Source organism: Acinetobacter sp. WCHAc010052 (genome assembly GCF_002165295.2).
Classification (GTDB): domain Bacteria; phylum Pseudomonadota; class Gammaproteobacteria; order Pseudomonadales; family Moraxellaceae; genus Acinetobacter; species Acinetobacter chinensis.
Genome location: NZ_CP032143.1, coordinates 1,027,976 through 1,051,513 on the forward strand (window position 1 = coordinate 1,027,976; position 23,538 = coordinate 1,051,513).

The 23,538-nt window shown below is 42.6% G+C and carries 23 protein-coding genes and 3 tRNA genes; 14 read left to right on the forward strand and 12 right to left on the reverse strand.

The window, feature by feature from the left end; all coding sequences use genetic code 11:
- Positions 1-8 precede the first annotated feature (8 nt).
- Positions 9-1,151, reverse strand: a complete 1,143-nt coding sequence (carA, locus tag CDG61_RS05285) for a glutamine-hydrolyzing carbamoyl-phosphate synthase small subunit (RefSeq protein ID WP_087550664.1) — start codon at positions 1,149-1,151, stop codon at positions 9-11.
- Between the two features lie 337 nt (positions 1,152-1,488).
- Here carA and CDG61_RS05290 point away from each other — a divergent pair, with 337 nt between their 5' ends.
- Positions 1,489-2,040 (forward strand): hypothetical protein, encoded by a 552-nt coding sequence (locus tag CDG61_RS05290; protein WP_228199616.1) that lies wholly within the window; start codon positions 1,489-1,491, stop codon positions 2,038-2,040.
- 112 nt (positions 2,041-2,152) lie between these two features.
- On the opposite strand, the gene CDG61_RS05295 is transcribed toward CDG61_RS05290, so the two are convergent.
- Complete coding sequence (locus CDG61_RS05295) at positions 2,153-2,692, reverse strand: DOMON-like domain-containing protein (protein WP_087550665.1); 540 nt, start codon at positions 2,690-2,692, stop codon at positions 2,153-2,155.
- Between the two features lie 19 nt (positions 2,693-2,711).
- The gene (gene yhbY, locus CDG61_RS05300) at positions 2,712-3,035 is read right to left on the reverse strand and encodes a ribosome assembly RNA-binding protein YhbY (protein WP_087513260.1); all 324 of its coding nucleotides are present in this window, start codon (positions 3,033-3,035) and stop codon (positions 2,712-2,714) included.
- A gap of 283 nt (positions 3,036-3,318) precedes the next feature.
- On the opposite strand from yhbY, the gene rlmE reads away from it, so the two are divergent.
- The 4 genes from rlmE (at position 3,319) to CDG61_RS05320 (ending at position 7,424) form a co-directional block, all read left to right on the forward strand.
- Positions 3,319-3,969 carry a 23S rRNA (uridine(2552)-2'-O)-methyltransferase RlmE gene (gene rlmE, locus CDG61_RS05305; RefSeq protein WP_087513259.1) on the forward strand — a complete coding sequence of 217 codons (651 nt, stop codon included), beginning with the start codon at positions 3,319-3,321 and terminating at the stop codon, positions 3,967-3,969.
- A gap of 137 nt (positions 3,970-4,106) precedes the next feature.
- On the forward strand, positions 4,107-5,996 hold the full coding sequence (gene ftsH, locus CDG61_RS05310; RefSeq protein WP_087513258.1) for an ATP-dependent zinc metalloprotease FtsH: 1,890 nt from the start codon (positions 4,107-4,109) through the stop codon (positions 5,994-5,996).
- Between the two features lie 168 nt (positions 5,997-6,164).
- On the forward strand, positions 6,165-7,016 hold the full coding sequence (gene folP / locus CDG61_RS05315) for a dihydropteroate synthase (protein ID WP_087550860.1): 852 nt from the start codon (positions 6,165-6,167) through the stop codon (positions 7,014-7,016).
- A gap of 93 nt (positions 7,017-7,109) precedes the next feature.
- Positions 7,110-7,424, forward strand: coding sequence for a DUF5713 family protein (locus CDG61_RS05320; RefSeq protein ID WP_087513257.1), 315 nt, complete (start codon positions 7,110-7,112; stop codon positions 7,422-7,424).
- Positions 7,425-7,465: 41 nt separating this feature from the next.
- Here CDG61_RS05320 and CDG61_RS05325 read toward each other — a convergent pair whose 3' ends face one another.
- From CDG61_RS05325 to CDG61_RS05350, 6 genes are all read right to left on the reverse strand, one after another.
- Positions 7,466-7,891, reverse strand: a complete 426-nt coding sequence (locus CDG61_RS05325; protein ID WP_087550666.1) for a hypothetical protein — start codon at positions 7,889-7,891, stop codon at positions 7,466-7,468.
- 159 nt (positions 7,892-8,050) lie between these two features.
- A tRNA-Leu gene (locus CDG61_RS05330) sits at positions 8,051-8,136 on the reverse strand.
- 362 nt (positions 8,137-8,498) lie between these two features.
- A complete protein-coding gene (locus tag CDG61_RS05335; protein ID WP_087550667.1) occupies positions 8,499-9,230 on the reverse strand; it encodes a hypothetical protein in 732 nt (243 codons plus the stop codon).
- Between the two features lie 129 nt (positions 9,231-9,359).
- Positions 9,360-9,827, reverse strand: coding sequence for a hypothetical protein (locus CDG61_RS05340; protein ID WP_147387772.1), 468 nt, complete (start codon positions 9,825-9,827; stop codon positions 9,360-9,362).
- Positions 9,828-10,078: 251 nt separating this feature from the next.
- Positions 10,079-10,164: transfer RNA gene (locus CDG61_RS05345), tRNA-Leu, on the reverse strand.
- A gap of 11 nt (positions 10,165-10,175) precedes the next feature.
- A tRNA-Cys gene (locus CDG61_RS05350) sits at positions 10,176-10,249 on the reverse strand.
- Between the two features lie 152 nt (positions 10,250-10,401).
- Here CDG61_RS05350 and folD point away from each other — a divergent pair.
- From folD to CDG61_RS17440, 3 genes are all read left to right on the forward strand, one after another.
- Positions 10,402-11,250, forward strand: coding sequence for a bifunctional methylenetetrahydrofolate dehydrogenase/methenyltetrahydrofolate cyclohydrolase FolD (gene folD, locus CDG61_RS05355; RefSeq protein ID WP_087550669.1), 849 nt, complete (start codon positions 10,402-10,404; stop codon positions 11,248-11,250).
- Positions 11,251-11,362: 112 nt separating this feature from the next.
- A complete protein-coding gene (locus CDG61_RS05360; protein ID WP_087550670.1) occupies positions 11,363-12,031 on the forward strand; it encodes a class I SAM-dependent methyltransferase in 669 nt (222 codons plus the stop codon).
- Positions 12,032-12,325: 294 nt separating this feature from the next.
- Positions 12,326-12,475 (forward strand): hypothetical protein, encoded by a 150-nt coding sequence (locus CDG61_RS17440; protein ID WP_171405575.1) that lies wholly within the window; start codon positions 12,326-12,328, stop codon positions 12,473-12,475.
- Positions 12,476-12,500: 25 nt separating this feature from the next.
- Here CDG61_RS17440 and CDG61_RS05370 read toward each other — a convergent pair whose 3' ends face one another.
- Entirely contained in the window at positions 12,501-12,929 is a 429-nt protein-coding gene (locus CDG61_RS05370; RefSeq protein ID WP_087513251.1) for a hypothetical protein, read from the reverse strand.
- 127 nt (positions 12,930-13,056) lie between these two features.
- A complete protein-coding gene (locus CDG61_RS05375; protein WP_087513250.1) occupies positions 13,057-14,376 on the reverse strand; it encodes an MFS transporter in 1,320 nt (439 codons plus the stop codon).
- A 442-nt stretch (positions 14,377-14,818) separates the two neighbouring features.
- Between CDG61_RS05375 and CDG61_RS05380 the strand changes: the two genes are divergently transcribed.
- On the forward strand, positions 14,819-15,577 hold the full coding sequence (locus CDG61_RS05380) for a DeoR family transcriptional regulator (RefSeq protein WP_087550672.1): 759 nt from the start codon (positions 14,819-14,821) through the stop codon (positions 15,575-15,577).
- A gap of 173 nt (positions 15,578-15,750) precedes the next feature.
- Positions 15,751-17,280: a glycerol-3-phosphate dehydrogenase gene (glpD, locus tag CDG61_RS05385; protein WP_087550673.1), complete on the forward strand. Its 1,530-nt coding sequence runs from the start codon at positions 15,751-15,753 to the stop codon at positions 17,278-17,280.
- Positions 17,281-17,395: 115 nt separating this feature from the next.
- Here glpD and CDG61_RS05390 read toward each other — a convergent pair whose 3' ends face one another.
- Positions 17,396-19,228 (reverse strand): phosphoenolpyruvate carboxykinase (GTP), encoded by a 1,833-nt coding sequence (locus CDG61_RS05390; protein WP_087513248.1) that lies wholly within the window; start codon positions 19,226-19,228, stop codon positions 17,396-17,398.
- 415 nt (positions 19,229-19,643) lie between these two features.
- Between CDG61_RS05390 and CDG61_RS05395 the strand changes: the two genes are divergently transcribed.
- From CDG61_RS05395 to groL, 4 genes are all read left to right on the forward strand, one after another.
- Positions 19,644-20,582: a diacylglycerol/lipid kinase family protein gene (locus CDG61_RS05395; RefSeq protein ID WP_087550674.1), complete on the forward strand. Its 939-nt coding sequence runs from the start codon at positions 19,644-19,646 to the stop codon at positions 20,580-20,582.
- The gene (locus tag CDG61_RS05400) at positions 20,563-21,336 is read left to right on the forward strand and encodes a metallophosphoesterase family protein (protein ID WP_087550675.1); all 774 of its coding nucleotides are present in this window, start codon (positions 20,563-20,565) and stop codon (positions 21,334-21,336) included. Before CDG61_RS05395 ends, CDG61_RS05400 begins: the two co-directional genes overlap by 20 nt.
- Positions 21,337-21,524: 188 nt before the next feature.
- A complete protein-coding gene (locus CDG61_RS05405) occupies positions 21,525-21,815 on the forward strand; it encodes a co-chaperone GroES (protein WP_067669103.1) in 291 nt (96 codons plus the stop codon).
- A gap of 68 nt (positions 21,816-21,883) precedes the next feature.
- A complete protein-coding gene (gene groL, locus CDG61_RS05410) occupies positions 21,884-23,518 on the forward strand; it encodes a chaperonin GroEL (protein WP_087513245.1) in 1,635 nt (544 codons plus the stop codon).
- The last annotated feature ends 20 nt before the right edge of the window (positions 23,519-23,538 follow it).

Consider the following 23,538-nt stretch of genomic DNA (forward strand, 5'->3'; position numbering starts at 1 on the left):
CTCCTCAATTACTTCTTAGATGCTTCAATAAGTTCGATGAAATGATCGAACAAAGGTGCGCAGTCGTGTGGACCAGGACTTGCTTCAGGGTGACCCTGGAAGCTGAACGCTGGTTTGTCTGTGCGATGAATCCCTTGAAGAGTCTGATCGAACAATGATTTGTGCGTCGCTTTTAAGTTTGCAGGTAATGTATCTGCATCTACAGCGAAGCCGTGGTTCTGAGAAGTAATCATCACAGTCCCTGTTTCAATGTTCTGAACAGGGTGGTTTGCACCGTGGTGACCATGCGGCATTTTCACCGTTTTAGCACCAGACGCGAGTGCAAGAATCTGGTGACCTAAGCAGATCCCAAATACAGGCATATTACGCGCATCTTCTACAATGGTTTTCACTGCTTCAATCGCATAATCACATGCAGCTGGATCGCCAGGACCATTTGACAGGAACACGCCATCTGGATTCAGTGCAAGCACTTCAGCTGCAGGAGTCTGAGCAGGAACAACAGTCAGTTTACAACCGCGGTCTGCAAGCATACGTAAGATGTTGGTTTTGACACCGTAATCATATGCAACAACATGGAATTTCGCTTCAGGCTGGGAGAAGCCTTTGCCTAAAGTCCATGAACCTTCAGTCCATTCAAAGCCTTCTGGATCACAGCATTCTTTCGCCAGGTCCAGACCGTTCAGCCCGCCAAATGCACGCGCTTTTTCCAGTGCTTCTTCTTCTGTAATATTTTCACCGGCAAGGATGCAACCATTCTGTGCACCTTTGTCACGCAGAATACGGGTCAGTTTACGGGTATCGATATCTGCAATGGCAACCACATTGTGCTGCTGAAGATATTCACCGAGAGACTGAGTCGCGCGGAAGTTGCTGTGTAATAACGGCAGATCACGGATGATCAGACCATTTGCCCATACTTTATGAATTCGACCTGATTCTGCATCTTCATCATTACAACCTGTGTTCCCGATGTGCGGGTACGTTAGCGTCACAAGCTGCTGTGCATAACTCGGGTCAGTTAAAATTTCCTGATAACCAGTCATTGCTGTGTTAAAAACGACTTCACCAGTCGTACTTCCCGTAGCGCCGATCGATGTACCTTTAAAGATAGTACCGTCAGCAAGGGCTAAAATGGCGGGGGTGCTCAAACCAAAGCTCCTGATCTAAAACCACAAAAATAGGGCTGTAAAAAAGCGAACAGACGAAAAAAAAGGAAGGTTAATTAAATCCTACCCTCCTCGTGTCTGTTCGCTTGTAACTTAACAGAGCATTATACGCATGCATACAGGAAAAGTCCATTCAGAAAGCTGAGAATATGTAAGATAAATGCCTTGATTTTTGCAAAGAACTTTGCTTTTAAAATCTGGGTGAGAAATGTAAGCATTTAAGAATTGTCTGACAAATCAGAACTTAAATTTTATCAGAATTGATTAAACTTAAAGATGTAACAACATAACTATTATATAAACAGCTAAGGGGAATTTTATGACGACTGAGCAAAAAGAAAGCGTTCCAGCAAAACCTGTTAAGACCGTAAAAAGTACCGTTCATGCAGCAGATGCGGGTACTGACTCTGTTGAAACCGTTGAGAGTGTAAAGCAGAAAGCGGTTGAAGCCGTTCAGGAGGCTGGACAGCATGTTAAAGAAGCAGGACAGCAGGTTGTGGAAGCTGTTCATCAGGCACAGCATCAGGCGATTGATGCTGTCACTGAGAGCTGTGAGAAGATTGAACAGGAAGCGAAACAGTTGAATGCCGGTATTCAGGAACAGCTTCGTCAGTTGAAGCACGAAGTAGTGGGTCGTATTGAAGTGATCAAAAAGCAGATTAACAGTTCACAGGGTGATCTGGCTGAGATCAGTGAATTTGTTAAAAATGAGCTGAGCAGTGTGCTTGAAGAACTGACCCGCCTGTCAAAAGAAATTCGCGATGACGTTGGACAGATTACTGTGAAGCACAAAGATCAGCTTACTGAAACTTTTAAACGCTCAAAAGAAAATACCGTTGAAGCATGGAACAAAGTTTCTGCAAAGCAATAATCCTGTAAGGTTCATAGTCTGTTTTGTACAGCTTTGTTCAGTTCAGGCATAAAAAAGTGAGACAGATGGTCTCACTTTTTTTTGGAATACAGGATATGGAACGGATCAAATGCTAGAAGGTATGCAGCCAGTCACGTTTGTTATGAAAGTCTGCCTGTTGTCCGCTGTGTTGCATGGCATAAAAACGTTCCCCCTGGGATGTTTTCAGTACTGCGGTCAGCCCAATAAACAGATCAGACCATTTGAGTTTATGTTTCAGCATAAATTCTGTTAAGTCCAGACTGACATTCAGCCCATAATGCATCCGTTTCAGCTGATTCAGCTCTATATCGTCTGCAGTCAGTGGAGGCATGCTTTCTGGATAGCGGTATTCTTCGAACTGATATACCTGCCATGCTTCAGATGGGGAGAGATTGATTTCCCGATAAAAATCTTCATTCTGTACACCGATGAAGATTTCAAAGCAGGTCTGTTCCCACAGAAAGTCCTGACGGGGATTTGAAGAAACAGGAGCAGGATATTCAATCAGCTGATTCGGATCACGTACCCAGTAGCCTACATTTAAAGTGTAAGGTGCCTGCTGTTCAATTGCACCGACCACTGAAATACTTTGAAAACGACGATCAGAATCGCTGAGCTCGTAACTGGCCATAATTGAATAATCTTAAAAATCAGTTGGACAGATGAGCGTGTCGAACAAGATTGGACAGTTTTGGATTCTGTTTTGCAGCCTTTTTATAAAGCAATGCAATTTTACCAATGGTCTGTACGACTTCAGATGCAGTTGTATCTGCAATTTCAGCAATGACAGCAGCACGGGCTTCGCGGTCTTCACCGGAAACTTTGATTTTGATCAGTTCATGATCTGTCAGTGCGCGGTTGGTTTCTTCAACGACGTTTTCAGACAAACCTTTATCACCAATCATAACAACTGGGTTTAAAGCATGACCGATTTGACGTAAACGCTTACGTTCCTGAATAGATAAAGCCGCCATATTAAAGATAACCTGATTTTAAAAACGACCTATTATAGCAAATTTGCATGCCCAGTTGATATTGATAAATTCAGCATCTTTGATCTGGTTTGTAAAATAAATGAAGCAGACTGAGATATTTTCCAGGAGGACGTGTAGAAGCTCTGGATGGTATGCGAAAAGTTCCGATACAGATCATTGAAAAAAACAGTGTCAGGGTGCGATAAGGATACACTTGTATACTGCAAAAAGTGTGTTTTTCACGTACAATTGTAAATTAGAAGTTTTTTTTATTTAGAGAGTTATGGCTACACGCATTACCAACCAGAAATTGTCCAAAAGTAGTCGTGCGTGGATGAGAGAGCATCTCGATGACCATTTTGTGAAAAAAGCACAAAAAGAGGGTTATCGTGCACGTGCAGCTTATAAGCTTCTTGAAATACAGGAAAAATATAAAATTATTAAGCCTGGAATGACAGTTGTTGACCTGGGTGCCGCACCGGGCAGCTGGTCGCAGATCGCAGGTAAACTGGTGGGCGACAAAGGGCTAGTGATTGCATCTGATATTCTTGAAATGGATGCATTGCCTGATGTGACCTTCCTTCAGGGCGATTTTCGTGAAGAAGAAGTTTTCGAAAAATTGTTAAATATTTTAAATGGACGTACTGTAGACGTTGTAATTTCTGATATGGCCCCCAATACATCAGGTAATAAGGCTGTAGATCAGCCTCGACAGATTTATCTGTGCGAGCTGGCAGTCGATTTTGCCAACAGGGTACTGGGACCAAATGGACAGTTCGTTGTTAAAGTGTTCCAGGGAACAGGCTTTGACGAGTTCCGCAAGCAGGTGGTGGACAGTTTTGATGTCATGAAAACAATCAAACCGGCTGCATCCCGTGCACGTTCCAAAGAGGTATTTCTGGTCGGGCAGGGGCGGAAAAAGGCTTCGAAATAAAGTTTACTTGCCAAGCCGTTAAAAATTGTGCATTTTGTACATTTTTAAAATTTAATGAACAGCTGTTCTTCAGCGTTAATATTAGGGTCACCCGTAACAGGGCAATGATCAAATTAGATTGATATGGGAATAAAGCTTTGAGCGATCTCTTCAAGAATGCCGTATTGTGGCTCATTATACTTGGTGTGCTGATTCTTATTTTCAGTAACATCAATGGCAGTGAGAAGCCAACTGCAATGAACTATTCCGAGTTCGTTACAGCGGTGAATTCAGGCCAGATTAAGCAAGTCACAATTGATGGTGAAAAAATCATTGGCAAAAAAGCAAACGGAACTGAGTTTGAAAGCATTCGTCCTGCTGTTCAGGACCCTGAGCTTATGCCTAACCTGATCAAGAATAACGTTGTCGTTGAAGGTACTGCACCTCAGCGTCAGGGTTTATTGATGCAACTACTCATCGCAAGTTTTCCTGTACTTCTAATCATTCTGCTGTTTATGTTCTTTATGCGTAACATGGGTGGTGGAGCTGGTGGTAAAAATGGTCCGATGAGTTTTGGTAAATCCAAAGCGAAAATGCTGTCGGAAGATCAGATCAAAGTGACGTTTCAGGATGTTGCGGGCTGTGATGAAGCGAAACAGGAAGTTGTGGAGATCGTGGATTTCCTGAAAGATCCTGCTAAATTCAAACGTCTCGGTGCAACGATTCCTAAAGGCGTACTGATGGTTGGTCCTCCTGGTACGGGTAAAACATTGCTGGCTAAAGCGATTGCCGGTGAAGCAAAAGTTCCGTTTTTCAGTATCTCAGGTTCTGACTTTGTTGAAATGTTTGTGGGTGTGGGTGCGTCCCGTGTCCGTGATATGTTTGAGCAGGCGAAACGTCATGCACCTTGTATCATCTTTATTGATGAGATTGATGCGGTCGGTCGTCACCGTGGTTCAGGTACAGGTGGTGGTCACGATGAGCGTGAACAGACGCTGAACCAGATGCTTGTTGAGATGGACGGTTTTGAAGGGAATGAAGGTATTATTGTCATTGCTGCGACAAACCGTGCAGATGTACTCGATAAAGCATTGCTTCGTCCTGGACGTTTTGACCGTCAGGTGATGGTTGGTCTGCCGGACATTAAAGGTCGTGAACAGATTTTAAATGTACACCTGAAAAAATTACCTTCAGTAACTGGTGTGGATGTAAAAGTTCTTGCACGTGGTACACCTGGTTTCTCTGGTGCACAACTTGCAAACCTTGTGAACGAAGCTGCGTTGTTTGCTGCCCGTCGTAACAAAAACACTGTCGATATGCATGACTTTGAAGATGCGAAAGACAAGCTGTATATGGGACCTGAGCGTAAATCAATGGTCATCCGTGACGAAGAGCGTCGTGCGACTGCTTATCATGAAGCAGGTCATGCGATTGTTGCTGAAATTCTTCCGGGTACAGACCCTGTGCATAAAGTAACAATTATGCCACGTGGCTGGGCACTGGGTGTGACCTGGCAGCTTCCTGAGCAGGATGCGATCAGTCACTACAAATCAAAAATGTTGAATGAACTTTCAATCCTGTTTGGTGGTCGTATTGCAGAAGAAGTCTTCATTAACCAGATGTCGACGGGTGCTTCAAATGACTTCGAACGTGCTACGAAAATGGCACGTGCGATGGTAACCAAGTATGGTATGTCTGACGCAATGGGCGTGATGGTCTATGAAGAAGATAACCAGAATGGTTTCTTTGGAAATATGGGTAATCGCACCATTTCAGAAGCAACGCAACAGCAGGTTGATCAGGAAGTTCGCCGTATTCTGGATGAGCAGTACCGTGTTGCCCGTGATATTCTTGAAAATAACAAAGATATCGCACATGCCATGGTTAAAGCGCTGATGGAATGGGAAACGATTGACCGTGATCAGATCCGTGACATTATGGAAGGGCGTGAACCACAACCACCGAAGGTGTATGTGGCAGAAAACCCTGTGATTGATGTGACTCCGACTGATGGTCCATCAACTCCACCGCCATTACCAGCGACCTGAGCTAAAACTTTACATTAAGCGAAGATCAGGATCAGGGTAATGTAAAAAAGAGTCTCAAATGAGGCTCTTTTTTTGTGCTTAAAAATAATGATGCCAAAATAATTGAGGGATAAAAACATCGCTCAGGTTAAACTAGTGGTTCAGCAATTGTGGATGATAGGCAGTAAGATGCAACTGATGGAATTACCTCAGCGCTCATTAAAATGTGGACGATTGACACTGGATTTATCCCGACCACATATTATGGGGATTTTAAATGTTACTCCTGATTCATTCAGTGATGGTGGGAAACATAATGCTAAGGATCAGGCTGTTGCACATGCTCTGGACATGATGGCTGATGGAGCAACGGTGATTGATATCGGTGGGGAGTCAACCCGTCCAGGCGCTTCAGCTGTGACTGTAGAGGAAGAAATCCGCCGTGTAATACCTGTGGTGGAGGCATTGTCAGCCTATGATGTGATTCTGTCGGTAGATACTTCAGAACCTCTGGTTATGCAGGCAGCGGTTAAGGCTGGTGCGCATATCTGGAATGATGTCCGTGCATTGACCCGACCTGGGGCATTGCAGATGGCGGCGCAGCTACAGATTCCTGTGATCATTATGCATATGCGTGGTGAACCGACCACGATGAATCAGCTTGATCAGTATAATGATGTGACTTTGGATGTAATTTCAGAATTACAGCAAAGGGTGACAGATGCATTAAATGCAGGTGTAAAAGCTGAAAATATCATGATTGATCCAGGTTTTGGTTTTGCTAAAAATGCGCAGCAAAATTTAAAACTGCTTCAGGAGCTTTATAAGCTGAATGACATGGGTTATCCCGTGCTTTCAGCATTGTCACGCAAACGGTTTATTGGTGAGGCTTTGAATGGTGCAGATGCTCAGCATCGCGCAGTAGGCTCTGTTGCAGGGCATTTGTTGAGTATCCAGCAGGGTGCATGTATGGTACGGGCGCATGATGTAAAAGCCATGAGTGATGCGGTTCATGTGTGGATGGCGATGAGGCAGGCCTGAAGTGAAATGATAAATTTTCAGCGATCTATTTGTTGAAATGTATAATTTATGTTATATACGCAGTGCTTAAACTGATGAACTTTGAGTGACTGTATGTTTGCAGACTTACTTCTCCCTATGTTCGATGATGAATATTATCCCGATATTCTTGTTGCTGAAGTTAAGCAACACATTGAACTGTTTGCGAAAAAAATCGCAAAAAACGAATGTTCTGAACATGAAATTTATCATATCGCTGGTCAGACTGTGGTTGAAATCAATGAGATGAAACCGCAGTTTGAAGACCTTGATTCTTCACTGGATGATACGGCTGCAGATTATATTGCTGAAGCCATGATGATGGTAGTGCAGGATCTGGGCTATATGGATATTGAAATGGAAGAGCTTGTATCAAACAGAGAGTGGTAACACTCTCTGTTTTGTTTGCAAAGCTGGATTGCTTAACGTTTTTATTCTCCCAGCAGATCCTTTAAATGACAGGATGAACCCGTTTTTATATCAGTCACTTCACTGACTTTCAGATGATATTCAGCATTTTTCTCACTGAAACTCCCCAACACCGTGATCCAGAACTTATCTCCAGATGACAGGAGTTTTTTAACTTTCTGTTTCTGCGCGGGATCTATGAAATTCAGCACATAGTCATCCGCTGTCAGGCTACAGCGATGTAAGAGGATTTGTGAGTTTTTGAGACTGACTGTACCTGTAAATAAATCAAAAATTTCATCATTCGTATTGTTTATGCTTTCAGTATGGCGTGAAGCAGTATTTTCGGTATAAAGGTCTGCAGGGCTGGTATCGGTGTCCTGAGCAAGGCTGTAGGATGAAAAGCTCAGGCAGATCAGGAGTGCTGAATATATTGTTATGGGCTTCATGGTGAATTTTTTAAATATTGTGATACCTGAGCATACATGATTATGCTGAGCTGTATTTTGCTTTTTAGATGAGGTCTGCCAGAAAAATATTAAAAAACAGGCATAAAAAAACCAGCGATCGCTGGAAGTTTTATTGCACCATTTAAATCTGTAAATAAATGGTGCCCGAGGCCAGACTCGAACTGGCACGCTTTGTGGGCGGGGGATTTTAAATCCCCTGTGTCTACCGATTTCACCACTCGGGCATGTGCGCAATAATAAAGGACGATAATTCACTTGGCAAGGTGGAATTGGTGAGTTTGCTGTCTTTTCATGCAGTTATTCATATATTCAAAAATAAAAATGATTTTCCTGAGGCAAAACCGATTTCATGATTCTGTCATTGGTGTTTAATGAAATGGTCATCTGCTTACTCTAATGTTCATGAGTAAAAAACGCAGGGAAAAATACAGATTAAAACAGCAGCAGGTTGATGGGTTTTGAGTGTTTCAGATGTGATTGGCAGTTTTGAGAGCTCTGGTTTTGTGGTTCAGTGGTTCTGCTGTCTGTACAGGCTGTGAGACAAATAAAAAACGGGCAGTTGCCCGTATAAAAATATCTAAAAGGTTTACATCAGACTGTCAACATATTCATCCAGGTCGGTAAACTTGTTGGTTCTGGAAAGTTCATTTTCGTATTTGATCAGTTTTAAATGCAGTTCCAGAAACTCTGCCAGATGCTGTTCTGCAATGCTGAATTTATCAGAATCTTTTGGAATAAATTTCATTGCAGTACGTGCTTTCAGGGTTTGTTTATAACTCCAGAGACAGGCTCTGCGTACCTGCTGCAAATTATAATAATCCATATCTGAAGATGCTTCACGGAACATATTTTCTTTATAAAATTTGACGAAGCCAAAGCTTAAGGTGAGGAAAAAAAGCACACTCTGCAATAGACTGCTTTGTACAAAAGCAATATTAACCGTTTGTAGGATAATCAGAACCGCCAGTTTGAGTGGCGTGTTGCTTAACTGCTGGTACAGATGGGTGGAGCTGTGTTTAATCTGTTTGATAATGAAAGGAACGGCCGTCATCAGAAACAGCATAATGATCAGTATGCTTATTCCAAAAGACTGCACACCCTCAAACTGAGGGAATGTCATTGAAATCAGTTCATCCAGAGCAAAGGCTGTGCTGACAAAAATCATGACAGCCAGTCCCCAGGGAATGAATTCTTTGTAATCGTCAAGCATGCCTTTGGCTTTGATCTGCCCGTACAGCAAAAAGTTGCGTTTAAAAATACGCGGATACTGCTGTTCCAGTTGTTGCAGAAAAAGGGTCGCTTGCTGGGTTTTAATCATGTATGAAAATTCAATATCTGTTCTGGCTGGATAGGGCTCGGGTTGCGAGCCATCTACGGGGTGCATTGTACGTGTGAAACTGACCAGCCAGCAAGTACAGGAACGCTCAACTTTCTGAATGCATTTCAGTTAAGTGTGATCTTTTGATGAGCAGATGGGAGACGATTCTTTTTGAATTTCGGCATACCGGTTCTGAAACCTTAAGTCATGCACTGGACTGTGCTTTTGCTGTTCTGAGTCTGTTGAGTATTCTTCAGATACATAGGCTTTAATCTGAATCACTCTGGCGGTATAGAATAACTGCTTAAACCATTCAAAGTTTGCAGAAGATGAATGCTTAAAAGGCTGCTTAATGGTTTTGTTATCCAGGATAAAATCCACTTGATATGAAGTGTCAGGTGAGGAAGATAGAATATCGAGCCCATCGCTGTCTTCAATCAGGAAAAAGGGGGTTTTATCTGAATCTTTACAATTCAAAGCCATACTTATGCGGGAAAGATCGGGATTGATGTTGATCATGAGTAGGTGTCCCAGATCTTTTTTATATAAGGCATTCCATTGGCTTTTGGGTAAAAGAGGAACTAAATTGTCATTCACTGTTTTACCTGGAAAATCTTCCTTAAAGTTATCTATGTCAAAAATATGTTTCTGTGCAGCTTGAGATTGAGATGTTATTGATTCGACAGGCGTATGTGCACAGGCTGAAAGCAGAACGGCAGATGAAAGAAATATAGAGATATAAGAGGTGTATGCAGATATGGATTTATTATTCATTTATTAAAATTAAGACATAAAAAAACCAGCATAATGCTGGAATTTTTATTACACCATTTAATTGTGTAACTAAATGGTGCCCGAGGCCAGACTCGAACTGGCACGCTTTGTGGGCGGGGGATTTTAAATCCCCTGTGTCTACCGATTTCACCACTCGGGCTTTACAAGATATGGAGGTAGGAGCCGGAATCGAACCGGCATTTACGGAGTTGCAGTCCGCTGCATCACCATTCTGCCATCCCACCATCTCTTGGTGATGCACATATTAGCAAGCCCTGAAAAAAAAACAATACTAGTTTTCATGCAGATGCACATAAATTCGGCATATAGAATAAAATTGTCTAAATAATCATGTATTATTTGCGAAATTGATTCATATCTACTTTGGAGATGTGCCGTGGCATTGGTATTGGATGGTCGCGCATTAGCGAAACAAATTGAAGCAGACTTGTTGACCCGTGTTGAAGCTTTAAAAGCAAAAACAGGTCGTACCCCAATTTTAGCGACAATTCTGGTCGGTGATGATGGTGCATCTGCAACTTATGTACGTATGAAGGGTAATGCATGCCGCCGTGTGGGTATGGATTCTTTAAAAGTTGAATTATCAAAAGAGACGACAACTGAACAGTTACTGGCTGAAATTGAAAAATTAAATGCCAATCCAGATGTACACGGTATTCTGCTGCAGCATCCAGTTCCTGCACAGATTGATGAGCGTGCATGTTTTGATGCGATTTCACTGGCTAAAGACGTAGATGGTGTAACCTGTCTTGGTTTTGGTCGTATGGCAATGGGTGAGGCTGCTTATGGTTCAGCGACTCCAGCCGGTATTATGACGATTCTGAAAGAAAACAATATTGAAATTGCTGGTAAGCATGCGGTTGTTGTCGGTCGTTCTGCGATTTTAGGTAAACCAATGGCTGCAATGCTGCTTGAAGCAAATGCAACAGTAACAATCTGTCATAGCCGTACACAGGATTTGGCAAGTTTTGTGAAGCAGGCTGACATTATCGTTGGTGCTGTAGGTAAAGCTGAGTTGATCCAGAAAGACTGGATTAAACAGGGTGCAGTGGTCGTTGATGCTGGTTTCCATCCACGTGATGGCGGCGGTGTGGGGGATATCCAGCTTGCAGGTATTGAAGATATCGCATCTGCTTATACACCTGTTCCAGGCGGTGTAGGTCCAATGACGATTACGACTTTGATTCGTCAGACTGTAGAGGCTGCTGAAAAAGAACTGGGTTAATGCTTTTGCTCCTTCTCCCTTTGGGAGAAGGTTGGGATGAGGGGGTAGACCTCTCCCTAACCCTCTCCTGAAAGGAGAGGGGACTCTCAATATTAAAATGAATTAAAAAAATATGAGCTGTACATTCCAACTTCTAAAAGCCCCGCAACACTTACTTGATGCTTTACATGAAGTGATTCCAGGCTGTGATCTGCTTGCACAGCAGTTACCTGAAACACCGATCTCCTTATGGTTAATTCCACCTGTATTTCCAACTGACCGTTTAGATGATGAAGTGATCCGCCGTATCTGGAATGATACGCCGTACTGGATCTTCTGCTGGGCTTCGGGTCTGGCGATGGCGCAATGGTTACTGGCTGAACCGCATCATGTCAAAGATAAGGTGGTATTGGACTTTGGTGCAGGTTCGGGTGTGGTTGCGATTGCGGCAAAAATGGCAGGTGCGAAACGGGTGATATGCTGTGATATTGATCAGGTCAGTCTGGATGCCTGTCGTGAAAATGCTCAGCTGAATGATGTGGAACTTGAATATCTGGATGATCTGTATAAGGCAGAACAGGTTGATGTTCTGCTTGCTGCTGATGTTCTCTATGATCAATGCAACCGTTTCTTTCTGGATGAGTTTTTAAAATTTGCCCCTGAAGTGTGGGTTGCAGACAGTCGTGTGAAAAATTTCAGTCATCCGAATTATCAGAAACTGGATGAACGAAGTGCCACGACCTGGCCTGACCTGGATGAAGCCAGAGAGTTCAGAAATGTCAGTTTTTATAAGACTTTATGATCTATTTTTAGTTAAAAAATTGTAAAGAGACAGGTTTTTAACTGCAAGCAGCTGATACGCATATGCTTTTTGCCAGCGGTTTTTTACGATAAAAATGTGAGCATGCCAGTTTTCCCTTTTACGGATATTTACTCCACTCATGATCAGGATAAAGTTCTGAGGTGAGTTTGTGATTTGCTTTGAGAGTCTTTGAGCTTCGCATAGCGTGAACTGCATGAAATCATCTTCACTCACTTTGGGTGGGTGAGTATCCTGACACAGAATAAAACAATCCTTCAGTAAAGGGGTCTGGTAATGAATCAGACAACATCCATGGCGATGATAGTCATCATGCGGAATGAATTTTGTTTTATTTCTGATGATGAAGCGGACAGCATGCATTTTTATATTCATATGATTATGGCGGATGCGATAACGTTGAAAGGCTCTGAAAACAGAGCCTGACATTTTAAAAAATAAATATAATCAGTTAAGAGCAGGTGTAGCGGACTACACGCAATGTTGCTGGACGGGTATCCAGGGATTGTCGGGTTGCATAGTCTTCACCGCCATGAAGACTGGGGGTGTTACTTAAACCGACACTGGTTCTGGAGTTCCCCAGGGTTTTACCAAACTGTTCTGATTGCACAGCTGGATTGATAATTTCATTGACGCTTAATATCGACAGTTTGTACTGTTTTGATGTACCAAGAACTTTCTGACAGGCACGCTGTAATTTATTTTTGTCCAGCTGCTGATTCTGACGTCCTGCAAGTGTATAGGCGAGGGTTGCCGTGTCTGCGGACTTACTTTCAATCTGATACCCCACTTGACCATTAAACTGTCTTGGTGCGCTTTGACAGGCAGAAAGCCCTGCTGCAATCAGAATCAGTCCAGTGATTTTATATAAATTCTGCATTTTAAAATTTCCTGGTGTTGTTATCTGTATTGAGTATGCCATCAAAGCTGTATCTTGTCGCTTGCTACAAAATGTAAATTTCCAATAAAAAGCCCTCAGTTAAGAGGGCTTTTTGGATTGCTTAAGATTAATTGTCAGTAATCAGACTATGTTTTTTCGTATCTTTCATAAATACATAAGTGAGCAGAGACAGACCGATCATGAATGTAATGTAATAGAAGAAATAGTTTTCATGTCCTGCATTTTTAAAGCTCAATGCAACCAGTTCAGCAGTACCACCAAAGAGCGTATTGGCAATAGCATAAGGTAATGCAACACCCAGTGCGCGGATATGCGCAGGGAACAGCTCTGCTTTAACCACAGCATTAATAGCGGTATAGCCAGTCACAATTACCATACCACTCATACACAGCATAAATGCAGTTGTAGGGTTGGTAGTGGAACCAAGACCATTAAAAATAGGAATGGTAAACAGCACACCAAGCACACCAAAGGTGATCATAATCGGTTTACGGCCAATTTTATCTGACAAAGCACCAACAGCCGGTTGCAGCAGCATAAAGACAAAAATCGCAGCAGTGGTGATTTCAGTTGCTGTGGTTTTTTCAAAGCCAGAGGTGTTTACAAGATATTTTTGCAGATAAGTGGTAAATGTGTTGAAAGCAAGCGTACCACCCGCTGTCAGCATTATGACAGTAAAGGCCTGTTTAGGGTATTTGGTGAATAAAGCCAGGGCTCCTGATTTTTCACCCCCATTTTTTGCCTGTTCCTGAGCCTGCTTGGATGATTCAGTTTCAACCAGACCGCGACGGATCCAGAACACAACCACAGCAAGCAGTGCGCCAATAAAGAATGGAATACGCCATCCCCATTCAGATAACTGACCTTCGGTTAACGTGCGCTGTAAAATAATCAGTACGCAAAGCGCAAGTAACTGACCCGAAATAAGCGTGACATACTGGAAGCTGGAGAAGAAACCACGGTGGTTTTTACCTGCCATTTCCGTTAAATAGGTTGCACTCGCGCCATATTCACCGCCGACACTCAGACCCTGAAGTAAGCGGGCAAATAATAGTAATGCGGGTGCAAGCATACCAACACTTGCATACGTCGGTGCGCAGGCAATAATCAGTGAACCGGCACACATGAGTGATACTGACAGGGTAAGACCGGATTTACGTCCTTTTCTGTCAGCATAGATACCCATGATCCATGCACCAATCGGTCGCATGAGGAACCCGAGGGCAAAGACAGCTGCAGCCTGAAGAAGTTTTACAGTGTTGTCACCATCAGGGAAAAACTGTGGTGCAAAATAAAGGGTAAAGGCGGCATATACATACCAGTCGTACCATTCAACGAGGTTACCCGCTGAACCGCCTAAAATGGATTTAACTCGTGTTTTACGGTCCACTTGAGGGGCGGCAGTTTGAACAGATGAATCAGACACAACGATTCTCCAGGAAAAGTTGATTAACACATCCTTTAAATTTTCGGCAAGCTGTATTCTGTAGAAAATTTAAAAGATTGTTTCACCAAGGAAGATGGGAGATAAATTAAATAAAATTTAAAACACCTTATACGCCTGCATTACAGCATGACTTATTAGACTTTAGTCTTGTGTATGGTTAAATTATTATCTATTCAGTTGTATTTGATAGTTAAGTTTTTGTTGTGATTTTTAAATATTAAATTTAAGTTTCTGTTATAAAAATAAAAAATGAGAAACCCTTAAACATTGTTATTTTTTATGTGAAAAATGCTGTTTGTCTGAAAAATAATCTTTACAGAACCTGAAAACGGGGCTCAGACAGATGAACAGCTATGGAATTCGGGGAATTAATCATGTTATATCTAAAATGTTCGAATACGAAAATTTCAGGGTTTGATGTATGAGTATGATCATCCGCCATCAGCAGATTGTAGAACTCGTCAGGCAGCGTGGTTATATCAGTATTGATGAGCTGGCACAGCATTTTGCGGTCACACCGCAGACTTTACGCCGTGATATCAATCAGCTGGCAGATGCAGGACAGCTTAGACGCTATCATGGCGGTGCAGCACTTGATTCAAGTGTAATCAATACAGAATACAGCCAGCGGACAGGGCAGCACCTGACTGAAAAGCAAAAAATTGCAGAGAAAATTGCACAGGATATTCCTGATCATGCCTCAATTTTTATTAATATCGGGACAACCACAGAGGCGATTGCACATGCTTTGCTGAAACATCAGGGATTAAAGGTGATTACCAATAATCTGAATGTTGCCGGTATTTTAAGTGCCAGGGAGGATTTTGAAGTACTGATTGCCAGTGGTCGGGTCAGACCCGATGGTGGGGTGATCGGGCAGGCGACATCGGCATTTTTCAGCCAGTTCAAGGCAGATTATGCTTTGATTGGAATCAGTGGAATTGATGAAGATGGAACATTACTCGATTTTGATTTTCAGGAAGTAAAGGTTTCGCAGACCATTATTGAAAATTCAAAACGTGTCTGGCTTGCAGCAGATCACAGTAAATTTGGACGACATGCCATGATGCGACTGGCACAGCTGGATGCTGTTGAGCGTGTTTATACCGATGTTTTACCAGATCAGCACTTTCAGCAGATCATGCAGCATAATCAGGTAAAACTGGTTGTGGCTGACTGAGTCATTTTATACCTTCAAATGTTTGTTACATTTACAAAACAGATGATTATTTCATCGTTCAGTCATGGAAAATGACTAATATTTACCCTATTATGTTCGTATACGAAAATAATAGAAAATATCTGATCAATCTCTGAATAGAGAGCGATCCAGGCTGAACAGGTGAAATGCGTATGACAAATCTGAATGAAAATCTGAAATGTTATGATGTTGCGGTCATTGGCGGTGGTATCAACGGTGTAGGCATTGCCAATGATGCTTCAGGTCGTGGTCTGTCTGTTTTCCTTTGCGAAAAGGATGATCTGGCAAGCCATACCTCATCTGCCAGCAGTAAGCTGATTCATGGTGGCTTACGTTACCTGGAACATAAAGAATTTCGTCTGGTTCGTGAAGCACTGGCTGAGCGTGAAGTATTGCTTGCTAAAGCACCTCATATCATCCGCCCTATGCGTTTCATCATGCCTCATCGTCCACATTTACGTCCTGCATGGCTCATTCGGACAGGTCTGTTTTTCTATGATCACCTGGGGAAACGTGAAAAATTGGCAGGATCAAATAATGTGACTTTTCAGCCTGTAGACAGTCCTTTAAACAAAGATATTACCCGTGGATTTGAGTATTCAGACTGTGCTGTGGATGATTCACGGCTGGTTGTTCTGAATGCAATGCAGGCGCGTGAGCAAGGTGCTCAGATTATGACGCAAACACGGTGTATTTCAGCACAGCGAAAGGATTCTGTCTGGATACTGGATATGGAAAACCAGCAGGGGTGTTTTCAGATTCAGGCAAAAGTACTGGTCAATGCCGCAGGTCCGTGGGTTGCGCAGTTCATTCGTGAAGATCTGAAATTACAGTCACCCTATGGAATCCGTCTGATTCAGGGCAGTCATATTATTGTTCCGAAACTGTATGAGGGTGACAAAGCATTTATCATGCAAAATGATGATCAGCGCATTGTTTTTGCCATTCCTTATTTAGAAAAATATACCATGATTGGGACAACAGACAGGGAATATGCCGGTGATCCGAACAAAGTGGAAATCTCAGCAGATGAAACAGCATATCTGCTTGATGTGTCCAATGATCATTTTAAAACTCAGTTGAGTGAAATGGATATTGTCAGTACTTTTTCAGGTGTGCGCCCGTTGTGCGATGATGAGTCAGACAATCCTGCTGCGGTGACCCGTGACTATACTTTGGCGCTTTCGCAGGAAAATGTTTCAGATGCGCCGTTGCTGTCTGTATTTGGTGGAAAATTAACGACCTATCGTAAGCTGGCTGAATCTGCGATGGAGCATTTACAGAAATTTTTTCCTGAAATAAAACAACCATGGACTGAACAGGCACTGTTGCCAGGAGCTGAGAACTTAAGATCTGTGGATGAGCTGATCACGGAGATTGAGAATAAAATAAAGGGTGTGGATACAGGTACCGCACAGCGCTGGGCACATGCATACGGGAGTCGGGTGTGGAGCTTTCTGAAACACACCGGTTCTGTACATGAACTGGGGCAGCATTTTGGGCATGGTTTGTATGCTCAGGAAGTCGATTATCTTGTAGATGCAGAGTGGGCAGTGGACAGTGATGATATTTTAGAACGTCGCTCTAAACTGTATCTTGAATTCAGTCTGGATGAAATTTTGCTGCTGGATCAATATCTGGCTGAATTGCATGAGCGTAGATTACAGCAGGATGTGGCGTAAAGCATTTTGAGGGATTGAAATATCCTTTTAAGAGTCATAAAAAAAGACCGCGATATCGCGGCCTTTTTTAAATCTCCCTGACTCCCTCTTTATAAAAGAGGGATCTGAAAGGGGATTAAGCAGATTTTTTAACAGCTTCTAAAAGTTCGTCCTGACGAGCTTTAAGTGCTTTAGGTAAACGGTCACCTAATTTGTTGAACAGTTCAGTGTGGCTTTCAAGTTCTTTGATCCACTGATCTTTGTCCTGTGAAGTTACAAGATCAAACTGTTCTTTAGTGAAGTCAGAACCAGTCCAGTTCAGCTGTTCATAAGTTGGTACGCGACCGATTGGTGTATCAATTGCAGTAGCACGACCTTCACAACGGTCAATGATCCACTCAAGAACACGCATGTTCTGACCGAAACCAGGCCATACGAAGTTACCTTCAGCATCACGACGGAACCAGTTCACGTTGTAGATACCTGGTAATTTGTTGCCGTTAGCCGCAGCTTTTGCACCAACTTCTTCACCCAGCTCCAACCAGTGTGAGAAGTAGTCAGCCATGTTATAGCCCGCAAATGGAAGCATTGCGAATGGGTCACGACGGACGATACCTTGTTGACCAACAGCCGCAGCAGTTGTTTCAGAGCCCATAGTTGCAGCTTTGTAAACACCATCAACCCAGTCAAATGCTTCTGAAATCAGAGGCACAGTGTCTGCACGACGACCACCGAAGATGAACGCAGAAATTGGAACACCCGCTGGATTTTCCCAGTCAGCGTCAATCGAAGGACATTGACCAGCTGAAACAGTGAAACGTGCATTTGGATGAGCTGCTTTTTCACCAGCAACGTGCGGCTGACCTTTCCAGTTAGTCAGGTTAGCAGGTACTTCTTTAGAAAGACCTTCCCACCATACTTCACCATTGTCAGTTACAGCAACGTTTGTATAGATTACATCTTTAGTCAGTGTAGCCATACAGTTCGGGTTGGTCTTGGTGTTTGTACCTGGCGCAACACCGAAGAAACCAGCTTCTGGGTTGATTGCATATAAGCGACCATCTTCACCTGGTTTGATCCAGGCAATGTCATCACCTACAGTTTCAATTTTCCAGCCTTCGTAGCCAGCTGGTGGAATCAGCATTGCAAAGTTGGTTTTACCACATGCAGATGGGAACGCAGCAGCGATATAGTGTTTTTCACCTTGTGGGTTCGTTACACCAAGGATCAGCATGTGTTCAGCTAACCAGCCCTGTTGACGACCCATAGAGGATGCAATACGTAAAGCCAGGCATTTTTTACCTAACAGTGCGTTACCGCCGTAACCTGAACCGTAAGACCAGATTTCACGGGTTTCTGGATAATGCACAATATATTTTTCAGGGTTGCAAGGCCATGCAACGTCTTTCTGACCTTCAGCAAGCGGAGCACCAACAGTGTGTACGCAAGGAATGTATTCGCCATCTGTACCCAGTACATCGTAAACAGCTTTGCCCATACGAGCCATTTTACGCATGCTGACAGCAACATAAGGAGAGTCAGTGATTTCGATACCGATGTGTGCAATGTGTGAACCAAGAGGGCCCATAGAGAATGGAACCACGTACATGGTACGGCCTTCCATTGCGCCATCAAATAAACCGTTAAGACGGGCACGCATTTCTGCAGGAGCTTCCCAGTTGTTGGTCGCACCGGCATCTGCCTGGTTTTCAGAACAGATATATGTACGACCTTCAACACGAGCAACGTCGGACGGATCAGAATTCGCTAAATATGAACCAGGGTGTTTTTCCTGATTCAAAGCTTGCATAGTGCCGTTAGCGATCATCAGGTCGATATAACGCTGATTTTCTTCGTCGCTTCCGTCACACCATTCAATTTTTGCAGGTTTGGTTAATTTAGCAATTTCTTCAACCCATGCAATAAGCTTGGGATGACGAACGAATTCTGGTGCGTTCACTTGGGTCATGGTGAGGCCTATCTAAATGTGTACAATAAAGCTGTACAAAGTATGATCTGAACAACGTGATACATTGTCCAGATGAAATATAAAAAAAAGTGGCTGTATTAAAGCATAAAATCATAAAAAAAATAAGACTAAAGGAAGTATGGACTTTTTATGGAATATTGTGCTTATTTTTAATAATATTGTTTTTAATCAATTGTTTATGTATTTAAATAAAGTTTATTATTTATATTTACTGTTTTTATGAGGATTATTTTTTTTAATAATATTATTTAAAAACAATATATTAGAGCTAATGTTTTTATGAGAATTATTATTGATTAAATAAATGGTGGTAATTCGAATTTTACATAAAGGTGCTTTTAATTGTCGGATATTTGGACAAAATTAGAATAAACACTTTAAAGATGTATAAAAAATGGCTGAACAGCTTAAACCTCTTTCCATCATTTATAATGAAAAATCGGGTTTCCATGCATCGGGGAAAGAGGATATTTACGAACAGCTGGTGGCTGAACTGACCCATTATGGTTTTGAAATTCAGTCTTATGAGATCAGTTCTGAGCCTGATTTTGATGTTCTTTTCCAGAAAGTGATCACCAGGCATCTTCAGCATAAAAACAGGGGGATTATTGTCACAGCTGGCGGTGATGGGACTTTGAATGCCGTTGCTTTAAGGTTGAAAGGGCAGAATATTCCGATGGGGATTTTACCTTTGGGTACTTTCAATTATGTAGCTCGGGCGCTCGATATTCCACTGGATCTGATGCAGGCTGCAAAAGTGATTGCAACAGGAAAGAAGCGGGCTGTACATCTGGCGCAGTTGAATGATCAGATTTATATGAATAATGCCAGTCTGGGCTTATATCCTTTATTTATTCAGAAAAGAGAGCAGCTGAACAGTAAGTTTGGACGTTTTCCACTGTTTGCTTACAGTTCAGGTCTGGATGTGCTGATCAGGGACAGAAAAGAGCTGAAGCTTGAGATTTCTGTGGATGGAAAGACCTATCCTGTCAAAACGCCTTTGATTTTTTTTGGAAATAATCAGCTTCAGCTTGCAGACTTTAAACTGAGAATTGCTGAATGTGCTGCACTGGGTAAAGTCGCGGGAGTAGTGGTCGCCAAAAGTGATAAACGGACGCTGTTCAGACTGTTATGGCAACTGATCCGTGGGAAAATAGACAAAGCTCCTGATGTTTACAGTTTTTCAGCTGATCAGGTCAGGATTGATTCAAAAAGTAAAAAACTGACCGTGGCAATAGATGGAGAACTGGTGGAGATGAAACCACCTTTAAAGATATCCGTTCTGAAAAATGCACTGGAGGTCATGGTTCCTGATGATTCTGCACCTGTCTGACCTGCATTTTGGCACTGAAAATAAAGACTGTATGGAAGCCATCCGTCAGTTCTGTCAGACCCATCAGCCTGAAGCTGTTGTGGTCAGCGGAGATCTGACCCAGCGGGCAAAATACATTGAGTTTCTGCATTGTAAAAAATTTCTGGACAGTCTGGAAACCCCTTATCTGACTGTGCCAGGCAATCACGACATTTCTCTGTTTGATCTGTGGAACAGGGTGTTTAAACCTTTTACACGTTACAGACTTTTTTTTGGAAATACCGATTCTGTTTTCGACACAGAACATTTTTATCTGATTGGTCTGAACAGCATCCGCCGCAGATATCACACACGTGGACACATTTCCATGGAGCAGATTCAGTGGGTCAGCAACAGGCTGGCTGAAGCTCCCGCAGATAAGCTGAAAATAGTAGTCACTCATCAGCCTTTTTATGTGGACAGCCAGCATGCTCACGCTGTGAAGGATTGTCCTGTACAGGGGCGGATTGCTCTGGAAAGCTGGTCTAAAAACGGGCTTTTTGCTTTATTGCATGGACATCTGCATCAGTCAGCGGTTTATGACCTGAATTATATTTATCAGTTGAATGCCATGCATCCTGTACTTGAAATTCATGCAGGAACAGCAACTTCATATCGTCTGCATCATGGATTCGGTAACAGCTTTAATGTCATTCAGAATGATGGCACGGTTCAGTATTATTATTTCGATGTCAGAACGAAGCGCTTTCGGACAAATGTACTGGACGAATTATAAAACGGCAGAGATCACGACTTTGCCTGAAAAAAATACAAAAAATGAATTATTTTTTCAGTTAGCCCTTTAAACCTTTTTTTCCATCCCCACAAAAGTGGCATATCAAAAATTTTGTTGATGACCAGGAATAAGAAGTCATCTTCACAGTGCAATTGAATGACATTGAAACAATGTCCATGGAGTTAGAAATGAGCAAGATCCGTCCTTTACATGACAACGTTGTTATCCGTCGTGTTGAAAAAGAAACCAAGACAGCTGGTGGTCTGATTCTGAGTACTTCTGCTGCTGAACAACCAGCTCAGGGTGAAGTGATTGCTGTCGGTAACGGTAAAGTAACTGACAACGGTGTACGTGCTCTGGATGTTAAAGTGGGCGATAACGTACTGTTTGGTGCTTATGCAGGTACTAAAGTAAAAGTTGAAGGTGAAGAACTTCTTGTTATGAAAGAGTCTGACATTTTAGCGGTACTGGAAGGTTAATCCTTTTACCGTTGAGACTTAATACATCTGGTTATATTTTTAAAATTTAAAAGATTCAGGAGTTTAGCATGTCAGCTAAAGACGTAAAATTTGGTGATTCAGCGCGTTCAAAAATGATCGCTGGTGTAAACACACTTGCAGATGCTGTAAAAGTAACTTTAGGTCCTAAAGGCCGTAACGTTGTGATCGACCGTTCTTTCGGTGCGCCGCACATCACTAAAGATGGTGTAACTGTTGCCAAAGAAATTTCTTTGAAAGACAAATTTGAAAACATGGGCGCTCAGCTGGTTCGTGAAGTATCAAGCAAAACCAATGACATCGCAGGTGATGGTACAACAACTGCAACTGTTCTTGCTCAGGCAATCCTGAACGAAGGGATCAAATCTGTAACAGCAGGTATGAACCCAATGGATCTGAAACGCGGTATTGATCTTGCTGTAAAAGCACTGGTTGCTGAAATCAAAGCGACTGCAAAACCTGCATCAGATACCAAAGCCATTGAACAGGTCGGTTCTATCTCTGCAAACTCTGATGAGACTGTAGGTAAACTGATTGCTCAGGCAATGGAAAAAGTCGGTAAAGAAGGCGTGATCACTGTTGAAGAAGGCTCAGGCTTTGAAGATGCGCTGGACGTTGTTGAGGGTATGCAGTTTGACCGTGGTTATATCAGCCCGTACTTTGCAAACAAGCAGGACACGCTGACTGCTGAACTTGAAAACCCGTTCATTCTTCTTGTTGACAAAAAAATCAGCAACATCCGTGAACTGATTACTGTGCTTGAAGCTGTTGCTAAAACAGGTAAACCACTTCTTATCATCGCTGAAGATGTTGAAGGCGAAGCGCTGGCTACACTTGTTGTGAACAACATGCGCGGTATCATTAAAGTATGTGCGGTTAAAGCGCCTGGTTTTGGTGACCGTCGTAAAGCAATGCTTCAGGATATCGCAATCCTGACTGGTGCAACTGTAATTTCTGAAGAAGTAGGTATGTCTCTGGAAACTGCATCTCTTCAGGACTTGGGTACTGCGCACAAAATTACAGTGTCTAAAGAAAATACTGTAATCGTTGATGGTGCAGGCGATGCAAACCAGATTGCTGAACGTGTGACTCAGATTCGTGCTCAGATTGAAGAATCAACTTCTGAATATGACAAAGAAAAACTTCAGGAACGTGTTGCTAAACTGGCAGGCGGTGTAGCGGTTATCAAAATTGGTGCTGCAACTGAAGTTGAAATGAAAGAGAAGAAAGACCGTGTTGACGATGCGCTTCATGCAACGCGTGCTGCGGTTGAAGAAGGTGTTGTAGCTGGTGGTGGTGTTGCACTGGTTCGTGCAGCGAAAGCGCTTGATGGTGTCACTGGTGTAAATGATGATCAGAACGTTGGTATCAACATTTTACGTCGTGCGATTGAAGCGCCTTTACGTCAGATCGTAGCTAACGCAGGTGATGAGCCTTCAGTTGTGATCAATGCTGTGAAAAACGGTGAAGGTAACTTCGGTTATAACGCTGCAACTTCACAGTATGGCGACATGCTTGAAATGGGTATTCTTGACCCAGCGAAAGTAACCCGTTCTGCGCTTGAACATGCTGCATCTGTAGCAGGTTTGATGTTAACAACTGAATGTATGATTACTGATATCCCAGAAGACAAACCAGCAATGCCTGATATGGGTGGCATGGGTGGTATGGGCGGAATGATGTAATCTGCACTGTATCAAAATAA

Coding starts and splice junctions, on each gene's coding strand:
- CDG61_RS05335 (WP_087550667.1), bottom strand. CDS start 9,230: ATGATTAAAACCCAGCAAGCGACCCTTTTTCTGCAACAACTGGAACAG.
- CDG61_RS05390 (WP_087513248.1), bottom strand. CDS start 19,228: ATGACCCAAGTGAACGCACCAGAATTCGTTCGTCATCCCAAGCTTATT.
- folP (WP_087550860.1), top strand. CDS start 6,165: ATGCAACTGATGGAATTACCTCAGCGCTCATTAAAATGTGGACGATTG.
- CDG61_RS05290 (WP_228199616.1), top strand. CDS start 1,489: ATGACGACTGAGCAAAAAGAAAGCGTTCCAGCAAAACCTGTTAAGACC.
- CDG61_RS05325 (WP_087550666.1), bottom strand. CDS start 7,891: ATGAAGCCCATAACAATATATTCAGCACTCCTGATCTGCCTGAGCTTT.
- CDG61_RS05380 (WP_087550672.1), top strand. CDS start 14,819: ATGAGTATGATCATCCGCCATCAGCAGATTGTAGAACTCGTCAGGCAG.
- CDG61_RS05405 (WP_067669103.1), top strand. CDS start 21,525: ATGAGCAAGATCCGTCCTTTACATGACAACGTTGTTATCCGTCGTGTT.
- groL (WP_087513245.1), top strand. CDS start 21,884: ATGTCAGCTAAAGACGTAAAATTTGGTGATTCAGCGCGTTCAAAAATG.
- CDG61_RS05295 (WP_087550665.1), bottom strand. CDS start 2,692: ATGGCCAGTTACGAGCTCAGCGATTCTGATCGTCGTTTTCAAAGTATT.
- CDG61_RS05395 (WP_087550674.1), top strand. CDS start 19,644: ATGGCTGAACAGCTTAAACCTCTTTCCATCATTTATAATGAAAAATCG.
- CDG61_RS05370 (WP_087513251.1), bottom strand. CDS start 12,929: ATGCAGAATTTATATAAAATCACTGGACTGATTCTGATTGCAGCAGGG.
- CDG61_RS05320 (WP_087513257.1), top strand. CDS start 7,110: ATGTTTGCAGACTTACTTCTCCCTATGTTCGATGATGAATATTATCCC.
- yhbY (WP_087513260.1), bottom strand. CDS start 3,035: ATGGCGGCTTTATCTATTCAGGAACGTAAGCGTTTACGTCAAATCGGT.
- CDG61_RS05360 (WP_087550670.1), top strand. CDS start 11,363: ATGAGCTGTACATTCCAACTTCTAAAAGCCCCGCAACACTTACTTGAT.
- CDG61_RS05400 (WP_087550675.1), top strand. CDS start 20,563: ATGATTCTGCACCTGTCTGACCTGCATTTTGGCACTGAAAATAAAGAC.
- CDG61_RS17440 (WP_171405575.1), top strand. CDS start 12,326: ATGAATCAGACAACATCCATGGCGATGATAGTCATCATGCGGAATGAA.
- rlmE (WP_087513259.1), top strand. CDS start 3,319: ATGGCTACACGCATTACCAACCAGAAATTGTCCAAAAGTAGTCGTGCG.
- glpD (WP_087550673.1), top strand. CDS start 15,751: ATGACAAATCTGAATGAAAATCTGAAATGTTATGATGTTGCGGTCATT.